Annotated in this window: 19 protein-coding genes; 15 read left to right on the top strand and 4 right to left on the bottom strand. The window is 64.0% G+C overall.

Features of this window, described 5'->3' with window-relative positions; translation table 11 throughout:
• Positions 1-87 precede the first annotated feature (87 nt).
• Both iolG and FJ970_RS03145 read left to right on the top strand, forming a co-directional pair.
• Positions 88-1083, top strand: a complete 996-nt coding sequence (iolG, locus tag FJ970_RS03150) for an inositol 2-dehydrogenase (protein WP_140758800.1) — start codon at positions 88-90, stop codon at positions 1081-1083.
• A gap of 35 nt (positions 1084-1118) precedes the next feature.
• Positions 1119-1913, top strand: coding sequence for an SDR family oxidoreductase (locus FJ970_RS03145; RefSeq protein WP_140758799.1), 795 nt, complete (start codon positions 1119-1121; stop codon positions 1911-1913).
• A gap of 35 nt (positions 1914-1948) precedes the next feature.
• Here FJ970_RS03145 and FJ970_RS03140 read toward each other — a convergent pair whose 3' ends face one another.
• Complete coding sequence (locus FJ970_RS03140) at positions 1949-2374, bottom strand: type II toxin-antitoxin system VapC family toxin (protein ID WP_032935032.1); 426 nt, start codon at positions 2372-2374, stop codon at positions 1949-1951.
• The gene (locus tag FJ970_RS03135) at positions 2371-2616 is read right to left on the bottom strand and encodes a type II toxin-antitoxin system VapB family antitoxin (protein WP_140758798.1); all 246 of its coding nucleotides are present in this window, start codon (positions 2614-2616) and stop codon (positions 2371-2373) included. The genes FJ970_RS03140 and FJ970_RS03135 overlap by 4 nt, the downstream gene beginning before the upstream one ends.
• Positions 2617-2943: 327 nt before the next feature.
• Between FJ970_RS03135 and FJ970_RS03130 the strand changes: the two genes are divergently transcribed.
• Positions 2944-4035 (top strand): 3-deoxy-7-phosphoheptulonate synthase, encoded by a 1092-nt coding sequence (locus FJ970_RS03130; protein WP_140758797.1) that lies wholly within the window; start codon positions 2944-2946, stop codon positions 4033-4035.
• A gap of 38 nt (positions 4036-4073) precedes the next feature.
• Here FJ970_RS03130 and FJ970_RS03125 read toward each other — a convergent pair whose 3' ends face one another.
• Complete coding sequence (locus FJ970_RS03125; RefSeq protein ID WP_140758796.1) at positions 4074-4709, bottom strand: LysE family translocator; 636 nt, start codon at positions 4707-4709, stop codon at positions 4074-4076.
• A 127-nt stretch (positions 4710-4836) separates the two neighbouring features.
• Here FJ970_RS03125 and FJ970_RS03120 point away from each other — a divergent pair, with 127 nt between their 5' ends.
• Positions 4837-5535, top strand: coding sequence for a helix-turn-helix transcriptional regulator (locus tag FJ970_RS03120; protein WP_140758795.1), 699 nt, complete (start codon positions 4837-4839; stop codon positions 5533-5535).
• A gap of 287 nt (positions 5536-5822) precedes the next feature.
• Here FJ970_RS03120 and FJ970_RS03115 read toward each other — a convergent pair whose 3' ends face one another.
• Positions 5823-6932 (bottom strand): Gfo/Idh/MocA family protein, encoded by a 1110-nt coding sequence (locus FJ970_RS03115; protein WP_140758794.1) that lies wholly within the window; start codon positions 6930-6932, stop codon positions 5823-5825.
• A gap of 151 nt (positions 6933-7083) precedes the next feature.
• Here FJ970_RS03115 and FJ970_RS03110 point away from each other — a divergent pair, with 151 nt between their 5' ends.
• From FJ970_RS03110 to FJ970_RS03060, 11 genes are all read left to right on the top strand, one after another.
• Entirely contained in the window at positions 7084-7929 is an 846-nt protein-coding gene (locus tag FJ970_RS03110) for a MurR/RpiR family transcriptional regulator (protein WP_140758793.1), read from the top strand.
• Between the two features lie 157 nt (positions 7930-8086).
• Positions 8087-10021 (top strand): bifunctional 5-dehydro-2-deoxygluconokinase/5-dehydro-2-deoxyphosphogluconate aldolase, encoded by a 1935-nt coding sequence (locus FJ970_RS03105; protein ID WP_140758792.1) that lies wholly within the window; start codon positions 8087-8089, stop codon positions 10019-10021.
• 48 nt (positions 10022-10069) lie between these two features.
• Positions 10070-11920 (top strand): 3D-(3,5/4)-trihydroxycyclohexane-1,2-dione acylhydrolase (decyclizing), encoded by a 1851-nt coding sequence (gene iolD / locus FJ970_RS03100; protein ID WP_140758791.1) that lies wholly within the window; start codon positions 10070-10072, stop codon positions 11918-11920.
• Positions 11921-12073: 153 nt separating this feature from the next.
• Positions 12074-12991 carry a myo-inosose-2 dehydratase gene (gene iolE / locus FJ970_RS03095; RefSeq protein ID WP_140758790.1) on the top strand — a complete coding sequence of 306 codons (918 nt, stop codon included), beginning with the start codon at positions 12074-12076 and terminating at the stop codon, positions 12989-12991.
• A 63-nt stretch (positions 12992-13054) separates the two neighbouring features.
• The gene (locus tag FJ970_RS03090) at positions 13055-13288 is read left to right on the top strand and encodes a DUF3329 domain-containing protein (protein WP_140758789.1); all 234 of its coding nucleotides are present in this window, start codon (positions 13055-13057) and stop codon (positions 13286-13288) included.
• Between the two features lie 361 nt (positions 13289-13649).
• Positions 13650-14462: a 5-deoxy-glucuronate isomerase gene (gene iolB, locus FJ970_RS03085; protein ID WP_140758788.1), complete on the top strand. Its 813-nt coding sequence runs from the start codon at positions 13650-13652 to the stop codon at positions 14460-14462.
• A 151-nt stretch (positions 14463-14613) separates the two neighbouring features.
• A complete protein-coding gene (locus FJ970_RS03080; protein ID WP_140758787.1) occupies positions 14614-15321 on the top strand; it encodes a DUF1045 domain-containing protein in 708 nt (235 codons plus the stop codon).
• 36 nt (positions 15322-15357) lie between these two features.
• Positions 15358-16497, top strand: coding sequence for an alpha-D-ribose 1-methylphosphonate 5-triphosphate diphosphatase (locus FJ970_RS03075; RefSeq protein WP_140758786.1), 1140 nt, complete (start codon positions 15358-15360; stop codon positions 16495-16497).
• A complete protein-coding gene (phnN, locus tag FJ970_RS03070) occupies positions 16494-17123 on the top strand; it encodes a phosphonate metabolism protein/1,5-bisphosphokinase (PRPP-forming) PhnN (protein ID WP_181178592.1) in 630 nt (209 codons plus the stop codon). Before FJ970_RS03075 ends, phnN begins: the two co-directional genes overlap by 4 nt.
• Before the next feature lie 223 nt (positions 17124-17346).
• Positions 17347-18234, top strand: a complete 888-nt coding sequence (locus tag FJ970_RS03065; protein WP_227792014.1) for a MurR/RpiR family transcriptional regulator — start codon at positions 17347-17349, stop codon at positions 18232-18234.
• A 91-nt stretch (positions 18235-18325) separates the two neighbouring features.
• The gene (locus FJ970_RS03060; protein ID WP_181178590.1) at positions 18326-19330 is read left to right on the top strand and encodes an ABC transporter substrate-binding protein; all 1005 of its coding nucleotides are present in this window, start codon (positions 18326-18328) and stop codon (positions 19328-19330) included.
• The last annotated feature ends 2 nt before the right edge of the window (positions 19331-19332 follow it).

Genomic DNA, 19332 nt, shown 5'->3' with positions numbered 1-19332 from the left:
ACGCCGACAAAAATGAACTTGCCCCTTTCCTCGACAGGAAGGTGCGGACACAACTCTCTCGAACCCATCCCCTAGAGGAAAATTTCCATGACTGTTCGCTTCGCCCTCCTTGGTGCCGGCCGCATCGGCAAGGTCCACGCCCGCGCCGTGGGTTCCAACCCCCAGGCAAAACTGGTTGCCGTTGCCGACGCCTTCGAGAAGGCGGCGAGCGAATTGGCTAGTGCCTATGGCGCCGAGGTGCGCACCATCGACGAAATCGAGACGGCCAAGGACATCGATGCCGTCGTCATCTGCACGCCGACGGACACGCATGCCGATTTGATCGAGCGCTTCGCCAAGGCCGGCAAGGCGATCTTCTGCGAGAAGCCGATCGACCTCGACGTCAAGCGGGTGGAGAAGTGCCTGGCCGTCGTCGACAAGGCCAAGGCAACGCTGATGGTCGGCTTCAACCGCCGCTTCGATCCGCATTTCGCCGCCGTGCGCAAGGCGATCGACGACGGCGCCATCGGCACCGTCGAGATGGTCACCATCACCTCGCGCGATCCCGGCGCTCCGCCGATCGACTATATCAAGCGCTCGGGCGGCATTTTTCGCGACATGACCATCCATGATTTCGACATGGCGCGCTTCCTGCTCGGCGAAGAGCCGGTCGCGGTCAGCGCACACGCTTCGGTGCTTGTGGACAAAAAAATCGGCGAAGCCGGCGATTTCGACTCGGTCAGCGTCATCCTCGAAACCGCATCGGGCAAGCAGGCCGTCATCTCCAATTCGCGCCGCGCCACCTATGGCTACGACCAGCGCATCGAGGTGCATGGCTCGAAAGGCATGGTGGCTGCCGAGAACCAGCGGCCGGTGTCGATCGAACTCGCCAACGAGAAAGGCTATACGCGCCCGCCGCTGCACGACTTCTTCATGACCCGTTATCTCGACGCCTATGCCCTCGAGATCGCCGCCTTCATCACCGCGGCGACTTCAGGCAAGAAGGCAGCGCCGAGCGGCGCGGACGGCCTCGTGGCGCTGAAGCTCGCCGATGCGGCGCTGAAGTCGGCGACCACGGGCAAGACCGTCCGTTTGGACAAGTAAGAACGCATCCGGACCCAACGCACAGGAGCAGAGCGATGAGCGCATTCGCCGATCGCAATTCGAACACCCGCGCCATCGTTACCGGCGGAGCGCAAGGCATCGGCTTTGCCGTCGCCGAAGCCCTTGCCGACGAAGGCTGCCGGGCGCTGGCGCTCATCGGCCGCTCGCAGGAGAAGGGTGACAAGGGGGTTGCCCATTTCAAGAAATCAGGCGTCGACGCGATCTTCATCAGCGCCGACGTCTCGAAGGTGGCCGACTGCAAGCGCGCGGTCGCCACCGCTCTCTCGCATTTCGGCAGCATCAACGCGCTGGTCAATGCCGCCGCCACCTCGGCGCGCGGATCTCTGGTCGAGACATCGGAAGAACTCTTCGACCAGATCTTCGACACCAATGTGCGCGGCCCCTTCTTCCTGATGCAGGGCGTGGTGGCGCATCTGCTGGAGAAAAAGACACCCGGCTCGATCGTCAACGTGCTGTCGATGTCGGCGCATACCGGCCAGTCCTTCCTGACGCCCTATTCGACCAGCAAGGGCGCGCTGATGACGCTGACCAAGAACGTCGCCAACGCCTATCGCTTCAACCGCATCCGCTGCAACGCGGTGCTGCCCGGCTGGATGGACACCGAAGGCGAGGATATCGTCCAGAAGAAATGGCACGACGCCCCCGATGACTGGCTAGCGAAGGCCGAGGCCGCGCAGCCGATGGGCCAGTTGGTCAAGCCGGACCAGCTCGCGCGGCTGATCAGCTACATGGTCAGCCCGCAATCGGGCGTCATGACCGGATCGCTGGTCGACTACGACCAGAGCGTTGCCGGGTCGTCGCCGGAATAGGTTCGTGCGGGCCAGTCGCGTGGCGCACCTTAAACCTATCGTATGTCTGTCTTTGTGAAATCCTGACCGGTGTAGAGCAAAGCCAAATCATATGCCTTGCAACAGGCATAGGAAAAGCAATCGCCCATGTTGAGCTGCGCCGGCGAATTGACACCCTTGCCGTAGCTGCGTGCCGCTTCGACAGCGAGCCGCCCGACTTCAGCCGAAATGAGGACCTCGCCGATCCCCAAATCCTGCACGAAACGGTCGACGGCGGCATTCGCCTTTGCGATTGCCGCCGGTTCCACGGGTGAAGGCAGGGGGGTCTTTGAACGCGCCAAGGCCATTGCGGTCTCGAAACGAACGACCGCCGAAATGAAGAAAGGCCCGCCGTGGGCATCCATCCGGGCGGCGAGTTCTCCTGCCGTGGGCTCCGGGCGCAACAGAGCAACGACCGCCGACGCGTCGATGAACAGGCTCATAGCCCGCCTGAAAGCTCGTCCGAATAGGCTTTCATATCGAAGTCAGGATTATCCTCTCCGATTTCGCCAGCCATTCTGACCGCCTCCGCCAAGCGTTCCGAGACGGATTGGACAGCGCGGGCGCGCTCGATTTCATGCGTCAGAGCGCGGCGAACCGCCTCGGCCTTACTCGGCGCCTTTGTGAGGCGCTGCACCTCGAGTACCAGCCGGTCGACTTCCCGGTCCTTCACGTAAAGCGGCATCGGAGCATATCCTTTTTGACATATCCAACATATGCATTCTTACATATCCATGCAAGACTCCTATCAGACGCGTGACATCCAACGCGACTTCAGCTATACGCCACACTCATGATCAACCTGACCGCCACGTATTGGTACTTTAGGAGCTCGCTGGCGGCGGGAGGATTGCGCTCGATCTGAAGATTGCAGCACCAAGATCCGAACAGCCGCCAGACCTGGCGGCTTTTTTGTTTCAGCCGGCAGGTTCCCAAACATAGTTTTACGCAATTCCGGACGGAAAACCGCTACGCACTTTTCCTGGAATTGCTCTAACAGGAGCAGAAAGCCGTGTTGACCACCACAGACGACCTTCGGGTCAAGGAACTCAGACTGCTGAGCACGCCGGAAGAGGTGATGCGCGAGATACCGCGCTCGCTGACGGCGACCCGCACCGTTGCCGCCTCGCGCAACGCCATCCACTCCATCCTGACAGGGGCCGACGATCGACTTGTTGTCATCGTCGGCCCTTGTTCCATCCACGATCCGGTCGCGGCCGTCGACTATGCCAGCCGTCTGGCGGCGCTGCGCGAGGCCCTGGCCGACCGGCTCGAGATCGTCATGCGGGTCTATTTCGAGAAGCCGCGCACGACGGTCGGCTGGAAGGGCCTGATCAACGATCCCGACCTCGACGGCAGCTTCAACATCGACAAGGGCCTGCGGATGGCGCGCAACGTGCTTTCCGCCGTCAACAATCTCGGCCTGCCGGCGGCGACCGAATTCCTCGACATGACGACGCCGCAATACATTGCCGACCTCGTCGCCTGGGGCGCCATCGGCGCGCGCACGACCGAGAGCCAGATCCATCGCGAGCTGGCCTCGGGCCTCTCCTGCCCCGTCGGCTTCAAGAACGGCACCGACGGCAATCTCAGGATCGCCGGCGAGGCGGTGAAGTCGGCCGCCCAGCCGCACCATTTCATGGCGGTGACCAAGGGCGGGCGCAGCGCCATCGCGGCGACCACCGGAAACGAGGATTGCCATGTCATCCTGCGCGGCGGCATCGCGCCGAACTATGACGCGGCAAGCGTCGAGGCCGCCTCCGTCGAACTCGCGCGCATCGGTATCGCGCCCCGTCTGATGATCGACGTCAGCCACGCCAATTCGAGCAAGAAGCCCGAGAACCAGCCCAAGGTGGCAGCTGACGTGGCGGGCCAGGTGGCGGCGGGCGACGAGCGCATCATCGGCGTCATGATCGAGAGCAATCTCGTCGCCGGACGGCAGGACGTCGTGCCTGGCAAGCCGCTGGTCTACGGCCAGAGCATCACCGATGGCTGCATCGACTGGGCAACCACCGAAACCGTGCTGCACGGGCTTGCCGGCTCCGTCGAATGGCGCCGCTCGGCGCGCCGCGCCATGCTGGACAGCCGGCAAGGGGCCGCCTGATACAGCCGACGATAGGGGGAGGGCGGCGCCGACGGGAATTATGCCGCCCTCAAGCCCTCCCATGCAGTGAACACGGAAACCGCAAACAGCAGCAGCCCGGCCGCACGCCCGGCAAGGACGGTCGCCCGTGGATTGGCGATCAGAAGGCTGCGGCTGCGGCCGGCTGATATGGCGAGCCCGCCATAGATCGCGGCCTGCGTCAGGACGGTCAGCAGGCCCATGATCGTCGCCTGCATCCAGATCGGACCGTAGTGCGGTTTCAGGAACTGCGGGTAGACGGCCAGGACGAAGAGATAGGCCTTCGGATTGATCAGGCAGGTCACGAAACCCTGGCGAAACGCCTTCCATGCGGAGCGGCTGCCGGCGGGCCCGTCATGGCCGACGGTGATCGAGCTGCGCATCAGAGCGATGCCGATATAGGCCATATAGGCGGCGCCGGCGATCAGCAGCGGCTTGAACAGGATCGGCACGAAATGCATGAGCAGGCCGACGCCGATCGCACCGTTGAGCGTATGCACCATGCCGCCGACCATGATGCCGCCGGTCGCCGCCAGCCCCCTGTCGCGTCCACCGGTCAGCGCATTGGCAAGCACGAACAGCATGTCCATGCCTGGAACGGCTATGATGCCGAACAGGAGAAGAAAGAAAAGCCATAGATTTTCCGCGTAGCTCATGTCAGTTGCCTGTCGCCTCTTGGCGGCGTGCCGCCAAGGAATTGTTGCTTTTCAACCCGATAGGCGATCCTATAGATCGAGCCAACTGACGATGGTGTGTCAGTTGTGATCGCAGCCGGTGAGAAAAATGCGCAAGGCATCGCGCCTGTTCGAGATCATTCAGATCCTGCGGCTGGCCAGGCAGCCGGTGACGGCGGCGATGATTGCCGCGCAGTTGGAAGTGACGATACGCTCGATCTACCGCGACATCGCGGCACTGCAGGCCATGCGTGTCCCGATCGAGGGCGGCCGTGGCATCGGCTACATCCTGCGTCCCGGCTTCGACCTGCCGCCGCTGATGTTCTCGATCGAGGAGATGGAGGCGATCGTGCTGTCGCTGGCGCTGCTGGAGCGCACCGGAGACGACGAACTCAAGCAGGCGGCCAAGCGCGTCAGCGCCAAGATCGCCGGCGCAGTGCCACCGCCCCTGCGCCAGACGCTCGACGCCAATGCGTTGCATGCCTGGGGCTTCGCCGCGCCCTCCGCCGGTACGATCGACCTGGCGCTGGTGCGCCGCGCTATCCGTGACGAGGAAAAGCTCGAACTTTCTTACCGCGACGAACTCGGCCGGGCCTCCGAGCGCCTCATCCGCCCGATCGCGCTGATCTACTACGCCGAGACCGCCAACATCGTCGCCTGGTGCGAATTGCGCCAGGCGATCCGCAACTTCCGCAGCGACCGCATCGAGGATTGCCAGCCGACGGGGGTGCGATTCAAGGGCGAAGGCGACCGCTTGCGGCAGGTCTGGGTGGCCGGCTGGGAGACGAACACGGCTGTCGGTGGTTGAGATCGCGGATGGCTACCGCAGCGCGATTGGTTTGATAGGCTGGCGCCGCCCCTCATTGCCCTGCCGGGCATTTCTCCCCGCATAGTGACGGGGAGAAAGGGTCGCCTTCGCCGGATTTCGCCAATCGGCTGCGTTGCAGAACAGGCGCCAAGACCGACACCGCACCTTCTCCCCGTCACTATACGGGGAGAAGATGCCGGCAGGCAGATGAGGGGCAGCGCCGACGTTGAAACCTGCCCGCCGACGTTTGGATCACGTGGAAGCCTGGACCGGCGCCAGCGCGATCGTTACCTCACATCTACCCAGCGCTTCTCCGCGAAGGAGCGCGCCATGGCGTGCACAGTGCGCTCGATCTCCAGCCCTTCGGCGAACTCGATGAGCCGGGCCGGCTTGCCGGCAAGTCGCGTCAGCAATTCATGGCATTCGATGATCTTGAGATCGTTGAAGCCGAGGCCGTGGCCGGGCGCCGGCACGAAAAGATCATAGGGCTTGTGCTGCGGCGCCACCAGTATGGTGCGGTAGCCCTGTTCGGTCGGCCGGTCCGACGTCAGGTAGAGCTGGAATTCGTTCATCCGCTCCTGGTCGAACAGGATCGATCCCTTGGAACCGAAGATCTGGATGGCGATGCGGCCCTTGCGGCCCCAGGCCGAACGGTTGACCTGCAGCGTGCCGGCAATGCCGTTCTCCAGATGCATCAGCACGCTGGCGATGTCGTACGTCTCGACCGCGCGGCGCCCGCCTGATGCGAGCTTGCGGTCGGCATAGGGCTTGGCCATGTCGCAGATGACGCTGGCGACGCGGCCGAACAGCGCCGTGACCAGCGACAGCGGATGCACGGCGAAATCGTCGAGCGCGCCGTAGCCGGAAGCCGCCTCGTGTTTCCAGAAGAACAGTGCCTCGGGATCGGCCATGAAATCCTCGTCCATCTCGATGCGCAGATGGTTGACCTCGCCGATGATCTTCTCGTCGAGCAGCGCGCCGATGTGGCGGATGGCCGGGCTCTGGATGTAGTTGTAGCCAAGCGCCGCGACCTTGCCCGATCTCTTCGCCGCGGCCGCCATCGCCTCGGCTTCGGCAAAGCTCGGCGCCATCGGCTTTTCGCACCACAGATGCTTGCCGGCTTCGAGCACGGCGATGGCCATTTCTGGATGAAACTGGTTGGGCGTCGTCAGCGAGACGACATCGACTTCGGGGTCGTTGACGACGGCGCGCCAGTCGCCGGACGCCTTGGCGAAGCCGAACTCGCCGGCCTTGCGCCTGGCGAGGTCCTCGTTGACCTCGCCGAGATGGACGAGCCGTGGCTTGATCGCGTCGGGGAAGACGACCCCGACGGCGCTCCACGCGATGGCGTGGCATTTGCCCATGAAGCCCGTGCCGATAAGACCTACGCCGACCATTATTCGTTCCTCCACGGCCATGAATGCTGCGTGGATGAGTTAGTCCATTTTCGCTAGGAATGGAATGTCTGCCTCATTTTTTATGGCGTTCTTGCGCAGGCCCGCTATGATGGGGCAGAGAGAGCTTCCAGACAGCCTGAACAGAGCGACGATGGACGAACAGGTACCTCGCGACTTCGAGACGCTGCGCGCCACCATTCTGGATCGGCGCGAGAGCCTGCCCAAGCGCATCGCCCAGATCGCCGCCTACGCGCTCGACAATCCCGACGATATCGCCTTCGGCACCGCCGCCAGCATCGCCGCTTCGGCCGGCGTGCAGCCCTCGACCCTGATCCGCTTTGCCCAGCAACTCGGTTTCGATGGTTTCACCAGCCTGCAGCAGGTGTTTCGCGAGCGGCTGCGCGAGCGCAACTCCTCCTATGACGAGCGGCTGCAGGCGCTGCGCGCCAAGGCCGAGGGCGGCGCCGGTCACCGGGCGATCTTCGACGGCTTCATCGCCGCCGCCAGCACCTCGCTCAACGACATTTCCCGCACGCTGGATGACGCGCATCTGGAAGACGCGATTTCGCTGCTGGCGAAGGCGCAGACCATCTATGTCTTGGCCAAGCGACGCTCCTATCCGGTGGCGAGCTATATCGCCTACGCGCTCGGCAAGCTGAAGATCCGCAACCAGCTGATCGAATCGGCTGCCGGGCTGAATGCCGAGATGGTCGGCTTCGCCACACCTGCGGACGCCGTCATCGCCATCAGCTTCTCGCCCTACGCGCCGGCCACGATCGAGGAGGCGCGCGCCATTGCCGAGCAGGGCGTGCCGATCGTTGCCATCACCGACAGCTCATTCTCGCCGCTCGCCCAGTTCGCCAGGGTCTGGTTCGAGGTTGCCGAAGCGGATTTCGCCGGCTTCCGCTCGCTGTCGGCGACAATGGCGCTGGCCATGGCGCTTGCCGTCGGCGTCGGCGAGAAGCGGCGCGACGCGACTCGCAAGCGCAAGGCGTGATCGAGCATCCCACCAAGGCAATTTTAGCTCAGGGAATGCTCATTCCATATTGACTATGGATTGGAATTATTATTTCATATTGCCGGCACCACGCCGCCGCTCGCGCGTGTTACCCAAACAATGTTGTCCATGACGACAAGACCGACGGGAGGTTCCAATGAGCGAAGCCGTGGACGCAAGACAGGCGCTGCTCGACGTCATCACGATCGGCCGCGCGTCCGTCGACCTCTATGGCCAGCAGATCGGCTCGCGGCTTGAGGACATCACCACCTTCGCCAAGTCGGTCGGCGGCTGCCCGGCCAACATTTCCGTCGGTACGGCGCGGCTCGGCCTGCGCTCGGCGCTGCTGACGCGCGTCGGCGACGAGCAGATGGGCCGCTTCGTCCGTGAGCAGCTGAAGCGCGAAGGCGTCAATGTCGACGGGCTGAAGACCGACAAGGAGCGGCTGACCGCGCTGGTGCTGCTTTCGGTCGAGAGCGAAGGCGTTTCCCCGATGATCTTCTATCGCTCCGACTGTGCCGACATGGCGCTGGCCGAAGAGGATATCGACGAGGCGTTCATTGCCTCGGCGCGCTCGATCGTCGTCACCGGCACGCATTTTTCCCGTCCCAACAGCGATGCCGCCCAGCGCAAGGCGATCCGCATCATGAAGGCCAGGGGCGGCAAGGTCGTCTTCGACATCGACTACCGGCCGAACCTGTGGGGTCTCGCCGGCCACGCCGAAGGATTTGAGCGCTATGTCAAGTCGGACCGGGTCTCGGCCCAGTTGAAGACGGTGCTGCCCGATTGCGATCTCATCGTCGGCACCGAGGAAGAGATCATGATCGCGTCAGGCGCCGACGACTGCCTGAGCGCGCTGAAGACGATCCGCGCCCTGTCCTCGGCGACCATCGTCCTGAAGCGCGGCGCCATGGGCTGCATCGTCTATGACGGGCCGATCAGCGACGATCTCGAGGACGGCATCGTCGGCGAGGGTTTCCCGATCGAGATCTACAATGTGCTGGGCGCCGGTGACGCGTTCATGTCCGGCTTGCTGCGTGGCTGGCTCGGCGGCGAAAGCCTGGCCACGGCGGCGACCTGGGCCAACGCCTGCGGCGCCTTCGCCGTGTCGCGGCTGCTCTGCGCGCCTGAATATCCGACCTTCGAGGAGCTGCAGTTCTTCCTCAGGAACGGCAGCAAGCATAGGGCGCTGCGCAAGGACGAGGCGATCAACCACATCCATTGGGCGACCAGCCGGCGGCGCGACATCCCTTCGCTGATGGCGCTTGCCTGCGACCACCGTGTGCAGCTCGAGGATGTCGCGACCAAGACAGGCGCCGATCCGGCACGCATCCGCGATTTCAAGGTGCTTGCGGTCAAGGCGGCGGCCAAGGTCGCCGCCGGTCGCGACGGCTACGGCATGCTGATCGACGAGAAACACGGCCGCGAGGCGATGTTCGAGTTCGCCAGGCATCCCTTCGCCTGGCTCGGCCGGCCGGTGGAGCTGCCGGGCTCGCGGCCTCTGCGTTTCGAATTCTCGCAGGATATCGGCTCGCAGCTCACCGAATGGCCGGTCGATCACTGCATCAAATGCCTGTGCTTCTACCATCCCGACGATCCGGCGGCCCTGAAGGAAGAACAGCAGCAGAAGCTGCGCGCGCTGTTCGAGGCCGCGCGCAAGGTCGGCCGGGAACTTCTCATCGAGATCATAGCCGGCAAGCATGGCAGGCTCGACGACACGACGATCCCGCGCGCGCTGGAGGAACTCTATGCGCTCGGCATCAAGCCGGACTGGTGGAAGCTCGAGCCGCAGGCGTCGAGCGGCGCCTGGGCCAAGATCGAGGCGGTGATTCTGAAGCACGATCCTTGGTGCCGCGGCATCGTCCTGCTTGGCCTGGAAGCGCCGCAGGACGAACTGGAAGCGGCGTTCGCCGCCACCGCCAAGGCGCCTATCGTGAAAGGCTTTGCCGTCGGCCGCACCATCTTCGTCCACGCCGCCGAGCAATGGCTGGCCGGCAAGATGTCGGATGACGAGGCTGTCGCCGACATGGCGTCGCGCTTCGAACAGCTGACCGAAGCGTGGCTTGCCGTGCGCGGCCGCAAGGCGGCATAACAAGGCGCGGCACAAACGGGCGGCATAGGGACTGCGGAGGAAAACACCATGAGCAAGACAATCCGCCTGACGATGGCGCAGGCGCTGACCCGCTTCCTGTCCCGGCAGATGACCGAGATCGACGGCAAGACGATGCCGATTTTCGGCGGTGTCTGGGCGATCTTCGGCCATGGCAACGTCGCCGGAATCGGCGAGGCGCTCTACCAGGTGCGCGACGAGCTGCCGACCTTCCGCGCCCACAACGAGCAGGCGATGGCGCATGCGGCGATCGCCTATGGCAAGGCCAATTTCCGCCGCCGCTTCATGGCCGCGACCTCTTCGATCGGCCCCGGCGCGCTGAACATGGTGACGGCGGCCGCCCTTGCCCATGTAAACAGGTTGCCCGTCCTGTTTCTGCCGGGCGATGTCTTCGCCAACCGCATTCCCGATCCGGTGCTGCAGCAGGCCGAGGATTTTTCCGACGGAACGGCGACGGTCAACGACTGCTTCCGTCCGGTCTCACGCTATTTCGACCGCATCACGCGGCCGGAACAGATCATCCCGGCGCTCAATCGCGCCATGCAGGTGCTGACCGACCCGGCCGAATGCGGCCCGGTGACTTTGTCGCTCTGCCAGGATGTGCAGGCCGAGGCCTATGACTATCCCGAGAGCTTCTTTGCCGAGCAGGTCTGGCGCCAGCGGCGGCCGCGTCCGGACCGTGGCGAACTGGCGGCGGCCGTCGCCGCGCTCAAGGGCGCGAAGAAGCCGCTGATCATTGCAGGCGGCGGCGTTCTCTATTCGCAGGCTTCCGACGAACTGGCGAAGTTCGCGCAAGGCGCCGGCATTCCGGTCTGCGAGACGCAAGGCGGCAAGTCCTCGCTGCCGGACGATCATAAGCTCAACATGGCGGCGGTCGGCGTCACCGGCACCTCGGCCGCCAACCGGCTGGCGGAAGAGGCCGATGTCGTGCTCGCCATCGGCACGCGCCTGCAGGATTTCACCACCGGCTCGTGGGCGCTGTTCAAGAATTCCGGCAAGACCATCATCGGGCTCAACGTGCAGCCCTTGGATGCCGGCAAGCACCGGGCGCTGCCGCTGGTCGCCGACGCGGCCGAAGGGCTCGCGGAACTCGCCGCCGCGCTGAAAGGCTGGAAGGCGCCTGACGTCTGGACCGACAATGCGGCCACCGGCAAGAAGGCCTGGCAGGCCGATGCGGCCAAGGTGACGGCATCGACCAACGCCGCTTTCCCCTCCGACGCGCAGGTGATCGGCGCCGTGCAGCGCGCCATGGGCTCCGGCGTGACGCTGCTGCACGCGGCAGGCGGCCTTCCGGGCGAATTGCACAAGCTCTGGCAGGCCGGCGCGCCCGGCTCCTATCACGCCGAATACGGCTTCTCGACCATGGGCTACGAGATCGCCGGCGGGCTCGGCACCAAAATGGCCAAGCCCGACGAGGAGGTCGTCGTCATGATCGGCGATGGTTCCTATCTGATGCTGAACTCCGAGATCGCCACCTCGGTGATGCTCGGCCTGAAGCTGACCATCGTGCTGCTCGACAACAGGGGTTTTGGCTGCATCAACCGGCTGCAGATGGCGACCGGCGGCGCCAACTTCAACAATCTTCTGAAGGACTCGCGTCACGAGGTCCTGCCCGACGTAGACTTTGCCGCGCATGCGGCGAGCATGGGCGCGATATCAGAGAAAGTGCCGTCGATCGCCGAGCTGGAGAACGGGTTGCAGAAGGCCAAGAAGAACGACCGCACCACCGTGCTGGTCATCGACACCGATCCGCTGGTTTCCACCGATGCCGGCGGCCACTGGTGGGACGTAGCGGTGCCGGAAGTGTCGGCGCGCAGCCAGGTGAACGCGGCGCGCAAGGCCTACGACGAGAAGCGGCAGATGCAGACCATCGGCGATTGACGCCGGCGCCGGAGCTTCTTCCTTCTCCCCGTCCCTATACGGGGAGAAGGGTGCCGGTCCACCCTCCGCAGCTGCTGCGGAGGACGGGCAGGCGGATGAGGGGCGGCTCCAAACGAACAAGAAATGAACTGTTTTTAGCACCGGAGTGACGACTTGAAAGCCAAACTGGGCATGTCCCCCATTGCATGGTGGAACGACGATCTTGCCGAACTCAGCGATGACGTGTCGCTGGAGGAATGTCTGCGCCAGTCGCGTTCGGCCGGTTTCACCGGCATGGAAATGGGCCGCCGCTTCCCCAACGACCCCAAGGTGATGCTGCCGATCCTGAAAGCCGCCGACGTGACGCTATGCGGCGGCTGGTTTTCGGGCACTCTGGTCGACGAGGAGATGGCTGCCAACAGGGACCGCATCCAGCCGATGATCGACCTGTTCAAGGCGGTCGATGCGCCCTGCATCGTCTATGGCGAGGTCGGCCGCTCGATCCAGGGCGACCGCTCCAAGCCGCTCGCGACCAAGCCGAAGCTCACCGGTGACGAGATGAAAGCCTATGGAAGGCGCCTGACCGAATTCGGCGAATGGTGTGCGGAACAAGGCATGCCGCTGTCCTATCACCATCATATGGCGGCCGTGGTCGAGACCGAGCCGGAGCTCGATGCCTTCATGCGCCATTCCGGCGAAGGCATCCCTCTGCTGCTCGATGCGGGCCATCTGGCGTTTGCCGGCGGCGATGTGCTGCGCGCCATCGACAACCATCACAAGCGCATCAGCCATGTCCATGTGAAGGACGTGCGCATGGATGTGATCGACAAACTCGACCGTACGAAGCAGTCCTTCCTCGACGCGGTGGCCCTCGGCGCCTTCACCGTGCCGGGCGACGGTTCGCTCGACTTCGGCGCCATCGTGCAGCGCTTCGCCGATCACGGCTACGAGGGCTGGTTCGTGGTCGAGGCCGAGCAGGATCCCAGGAAGAACCCGCCGCTCAAGATGGCGCAGGTCGGCTACAAGGAGCTGATGCGGGTGATGACATTAGCCGGCTACACGGTCGAGACACAAGGTTTTCCGAATGCCTGAAGGCTGGATTCGCCGTGACGCCCGGTCTATCTGAGGACAGATTGCTGAATTTCGGATGGCGCGATGAAAGATTATGAACACCCGTTCTTCCGCCCGCTTTGGCGGCGCATCGCCGTCGTCGCGGTCTGCCTGATCTGGTCGGTGATCGAATTCGCCACCGGCACGCCGTTCTGGGGCGTCATTGCCCTCGGTTTCGCCGGCTACGGCGCCTGGCAGTTTTTCTATCTCTACAAGCCGGTGGAGGAGGCGAAGGCGACGCCTGAGGAACCCAAGGGCGCCGTCGAACCCAAGGAATAATGGAAGAAGATACGTGCGCAACGGATCCATACGTTGGTGATTGGCCGAAATGCTCCTTGCCTCGTCATCCTAGGGCGGAGCAAGGAGCGCAGCGACGCGGCGCAGACCCTAGGATCCATGCCGTTGGATTGAAGCGTTGCGACGGTGCAGAATTCCGCTCCGCTGCATCCTTCGACCGAGGTCACGGAATGGATCCTAGGGTCTCCGCGACGGAGCTTCGCTCCTGCTTCGCCCTAGGATGACGAAGTTGAGAGGGCCTCGGCCAATCTGAGGCGTCTGCGATGATCCTTTTGAACAACCGGTGAAATCGTCGGCTTGGACAAGCTGCAACCCGTCAAGCCACTGCAATAGGAGAGACAAAATGTCCAAACTGCTCGTCAAAGCCGACAAGGGCCATGGCCGCGTCGCTCATGTGACGCCGAAAAGCGCCGGCTGGACCTATGTCGGTTTCGACCTGCATCGGCTGAAGCCGGGCGAAAGCGCCTCTGGAAAGACGGACGACCGCGAGGTCTGCCTGGTGTTCGTGACCGGCAAGGGTACCGCCAAAGCCGGCGGCAAGGATCTCGGCCTGCTCGGCGAGCGCATGTCGCCCTTCGAGGGCAAGCCGTGGTCCGTCTACGTGCCGCAGGGATCTGACTGGTCGGTGACAGCCGATACCGAGCTGGAGCTTGGCGTGTGCTCGGCGCCCGGTCTTGGCGGCGGCCTGCCGGTCCGGGTGATCGGACCGGACGATCTCGGCCAGGAGGTGCGCGGCAAGGGCACCAACACACGCTACGTCACCAACATCCTGCCGGAGGGCCAGCCGGCCGACTCATTGCTGGTGGTCGAGGTCATCACGCCCGGTGGCCACACGTCGAGCTATCCGCCGCACAAGCACGACCAGGACAACCTGCCCGCCGAATCCTATCTCGAGGAAACCTACTACCACCGCCTCAACCCGCCGCAGGGCTTTGCCTTCCAGCGCGTCTACACCGATGCCGACAAGGACGGCCAGCGCGCGCTCGATGAAGCCATGGCGATCGAGGACGGCGACGTGGTGCTGGTGCCCAGGGGATATCACCCCTGCGCCGCTTGCCACGGCTATGACCTCTATTATCTCAATGTGATGGCCGGGCCGAAGCGGACGTGGAAATTCCACAACGCGCCCGAGCACGAATGGTTGATGAAGGCCTGACCGTTCTGCGTTTCCGGCTGAACCTGTTGGTCCAGCTTGGAAAAATCGTCGGCTAACAACCCTGAGGGTCGATTTGCCTTCGAAAACCCTTCAAAGCTTCGTCAATCCGTCATGGAAATCACCTATGGCAACCTTCTGACGAGGACTTCCGATGCGTTATGCCATCTATTTCACTCCCAGGCAGGACGAGCCGCTGGCGCGAATTGCCGCCAACTGGCTGGGCCGCGACCCGTTTGGTGCCGCGACCAGGCCGGTTGAGGCCGTTGCCGACCTGGCGGCGGCGGAAGTGGCCTTCCACACCGCTTCGGCGCGCCGCTATGGCTTTCACGCCACGCTGAAAGCGCCTTTCCGCCTGGCTGCCGACGAGACCGAGGCTTCGCTGCGAGCGGCGCTCGATCATTTTGCCGAGGTGACGCCTGTCGTGACGATCCCGCGCCTGGTCGTCAGCCAGATCGACAGCTTCTTCGCGCTGGTGCCGGACGGTCCGCTGCCTCCGCTCAACCGCTTCGCCGACGACGTCGTGCGCGATTTCGACCGGTTTCGCGCGCCGTTGAGCGATGCCGAGATCGACCGGCGCAGCCCGGATTCGCTGAAGCCGGCCGAGTTTCGCAATCTCTGTCAATGGGGTTACCCCTATGTCTTCGAAACCTTCCGCTTCCACATGACCCTGTCCGGCCGGGCCGGACCACAGGAAAGCCCTCGCCTGCGCACCGCGATCGACAGCCTTTTCGCCGATGTGTTGCGCCAGCCCGTGCTGGTGGATGCGCTGACATTGTTTGTCGAACCCGAACCCGGTGCGCCATTCATGGTGCTTTCCCAGCACGCGCTCGGACGCCGCCCGGCCCGGAAGATCGCCTGAACCAACCCGACCGCAAGAGCCAAGGACTAGCCTAAAATGACCACCGAAACTGTCCTTTCCAACGCCCGCATCGTACTTGCCGACGAGATCGTCGAAGGGTCGCTGGTGCTGCGCGACGGCTTTGTCGCCGGCATCGATGCTGGCACTGGCCGCATCGGCGAGGACATGGGCGGCGACTTCATCATTCCAGGGCTGGTCGAACTCCACACCGATCATCTCGAGGGCCATTATGCGCCGCGGCCGAAAGTGCGCTGGAACCCGATCGCCGCGGTGCTTGCGCATGACGCGCAGGTGGCGACCGCCGGCATCACCACCGTGCTCGATGCCTTGCGCGTCGGCATGGACGAGGACGCCGACCTGACATTGGACGATATCCGCAAGCTGGCCGACGCGATCGAGGACAGCGTCGCGCAGGATCGTCTGCGGGCCGATCACTTCCTGCATCTTCGCTGTGAGGTCTCGGCGCCGGACTGCCTCAAGGCATTCGCCAATTTCGACGGCGACGAGCGGGTCAGGCTGGCATCGCTGATGGACCATGCGCCGGGCCAGCGCCAGTTCGTCAACCTTGAGACCTATGCCTACTACTATCAGCGCAAGCTGAAACTCTCGGATCGCGACTTCCAGAAATTCTGCGAGAAGCGGATGACCGAATCGGCGCAGAATTCGGGGCCGAACCGCGTCTTCATCGCCGCCGCCTGCCAGGAGCGCGGCATCGTGCTCGCCAGCCACGACGACGCCACGTCGGCCCATGTCGACGAGGCCATCGAGCAGGGCGTGCGGGTTGCCGAGTTCCCGACCACCGAGGAAGCGGCGCGGGCCTCGAAGGCCGCCGGGCTCGGCGTGCTGATGGGGGCGCCCAATGTCATGCGCGGCGCCTCGCATTCGGGCAATGTTTCGGCCCGTACCTTGGCCAGTGACGGCCTGCTCGACATCCTGTCGTCCGATTACATCCCCTTCAGCCTGATCCAGTCGGCCTTCTTCCTCGGCGACATGGTCGAAGGCATTTCGCTGCCGCAGGCCGTCGCCATGGTTTCGAAGAACCCGGCGCAGGCGGTCGGCCTTGATGATCGCGGCGTCATCGAGCAGGGGCGCCGCGCCGATCTGGTGCGCGTGCGAGTCGACGATCATGTTCCGGTCGTGCGCACCGTCTGGCGGCAGGGACGCCGGGTGGCATGATGGTGTCGGCCTTGATCGAGCGCGAACTGTCCGCCGAAACCTTTCCGATCCGTCACGGCGTCTTTGTCGCTGTCGTGGGCCCAAGCGGTGCCGGCAAGGACACGGTGATCGGCTACGCCAAGGCGCTCTTCGCCGACGAGACGCAGTTGGAGTTCGTGCGCCGCGTCATCACCAGGCCGAGCGATGCGGCGAGCGAGGATCACGACACGCTGGCCGATGCCGCCTTCGCCGAGGCCGATGCCGACGGCGCCTTCGCTATCTCCTGGGAGGCGCATGGCCTGCGCTATGGCCTGCCTGCCGATGTCGACTGGTCCGTTTCCAACGGACACGTTGTCGTGGCCAACGTGTCGCGCGCGATCATCCCCACTCTGCGCGAACGCTATGCCAATCTGGCGATCGTAGAGATCACCGCTTCGCCCGAGGTACTGGCCGAGCGGCTGGCGATGCGCGGCCGCGAGTCGCGCGGCGAAGTGCTGGCGCGGCTTGCGCGCAGCGCCAATGTGACCTTGTCCGGCCCCGGCGTCACCTCGATCGACAACAGCGGTCCGCGCGAGGTGGCCGGCGAACGCTTCGCCGAGCTGCTGCGCAAGGCGATGGCCTTCTCCGACATGTCGGGTCTGATCTAAGCCAAGATCCTCCAGCTCCGATTTCGGCACATCACGATGCCGCGACCGCTGCTTGCAGCGGTCCGTGGCTGCTTATCTTTGAGCAGCGACATGGTCGCGTGGGCCTGACGGCCGCCGTCACATCCCTGTAACAGACATTTCGGATTGTGGCCCCCGTTGTAATCACTACAGACGAGCGAGCGGGCCGGCCACCATGACCTATGATGCCTCGGAAGACCGAAGGATGACGGTCGATGCCCGTGTTCAGGCGGTACTCGAAAGCTTGCCGCCGGCCGAGCAGCGCATGGCGCGGTTCTTCGTCGACCAGAAGCAGTCGGTCCTGCTGGGGTCGGCGGCCGAGATCGCAGAACTCGCCGGCACCAGCGATGCGACCGTCGTGCGGACGGCGCGCTCGCTTGGATTCGACAGCCTCTCGGCGCTTCGCCAGATGCTGTTGTCTGACCTGACCGGCACGCCATCCCCAGGCAAGCGCCTGGCGCGCACCTTGCAGGAGACCGGCGACGACAGTGCCGGGGCACTGCGGCATGTGATCGACCTCCATGACAGCGTGCTCGACGTGCTCAAGCGTCCGGAGATGGCGGCGGCTTTCGAGCGCAGCGTCGACATTCTGGCGCGGGCCAGCCGCCGCCATGTCTTCGGCATAGGTCCATCGGGCGCCATGGCCGACTATGCCAGTTTGCAGTTCAACCGGATCGGCCTGCCGACCAGCGCGCTGTCGGTATCGGGAATTGCGCTCGCCGATCGCCTGCTGTGGCTCGGCAAGGGCGACGCCGTGATGATGATGGCCTACGCGCCGCTCTATCGCGAGGTGGAAGTCGTGCTCGACCATGCCGCGCGTTTCGACATTCCGGTGGTGCTTATCAGTGACAATCTGGCTCCGCTGGTTCCCGGCAAGGTGGCGGAGAGCCTCCCGGTTCCGCGCGGCAAGGCCGATCACCTGGCCATGCATGGCGGCACGATCGTCCTCATCGAGGCGATGATCATCGGGCTGGCGAAACGAAACAGCGAAGCCGCCTTTGATGCCCTCGAGCGGCTGAGCACGGTTCGGGGATCGATCGACAAGGCCTGGATAAAGCGGGGCATACGTAAGAATAAATATAATAAAAATTAAGAAACTCTGCAGACGACACAAAACATTCAATCTGTTCATACATGATACGACGGAACTTACTGTGCCCATGGAAAATCTACTGGAGAGCAAGATGAACGTACGTACAAGTTTCTATTTGGCAATTGGCTTGAGTGCGCTTGCCATGGCAGCACCTGCCTCGGCATCCGACCTCGTGCTTTATGACGCGCTCGACTTCGCCGGCCCGGTGGCCAAGGCCTTCCAGGCCAAGACCGGCCTCACCGTCGATGTCGTCGAACCCGGCAGCACAGGCGAGACGCTGGGCAAGATCGCCGCCGAAGGCAGCAATCCGCAATTCGACATCGTCTGGGTCGACGGCTCCGCCGTGATGGAGCGGATGGCGGCAGATCATGTGCTGCAGGCCATTCCCGCCGCCGCCTACGACAAGGTGGCCTTCACCGATCTCGGCAAGTCGCTGATCCCGCAAAGCCACGCCTTCCTGCCGACCGGCACCAGCACCACGGCCATCGAGGTCAACACCAAGAAAGTGCCAGCCGGCAAGATGCCCAAATCCTGGGCCGATCTTCAGTCCTTCGCCGGCGGCGTCGCGGCCAAGGATCCCAACCTGTCGGGACCGGCCTATCAATGGCTGGCCGGCTTCTTCCAGACCAACGGCCTCGATGCCGGCAAGGCTCTCCTGGCCAAGACGCTGACCAACAAGTCCCTGTCCGGCCTGTCGAGCGGCGGCAAGGTGAACAAGGCCGTGCTGACCGGCGATGCCTCCGTCGGCATCAACCAGGACAGCGCCATCTTCTCAAAGATCGCCGCCGGCGAACCCGTCGTCGCGGTCTACCCCAGCGAGGGCTCGGTATCCCTGCCGCAAGGCCTCGGCATCAGCGCCAAGACCCAGCACATGGACGCGGCCCGGAAATTCATCGACTTCGTCACCAGTGCCGAAGGCCAGGCCGCCATGCAGAATGGCGACGACACCGACTTCTTCTACATCCCGATCATCAAGGGCATCAACGCCAAGCCAGGCCGCGAGACCAACATCACCTACACGCATCTCGACGATGCCGTGGCCTCGGCTCACGAGACCGAGTGGAAGCAGTGGTACAAGGCCAGTTTCGTCCAGTGATC

This window comes from Mesorhizobium sp. B2-1-8 (genome assembly GCF_006442545.2).
In the GTDB taxonomy this organism is placed as follows: Bacteria; Pseudomonadota; Alphaproteobacteria; order Rhizobiales; family Rhizobiaceae; genus Mesorhizobium.
The sequence above is the reverse complement of the archived record's forward strand: the minus strand, read 5'-3'. Positions and strand labels throughout refer to the sequence as shown.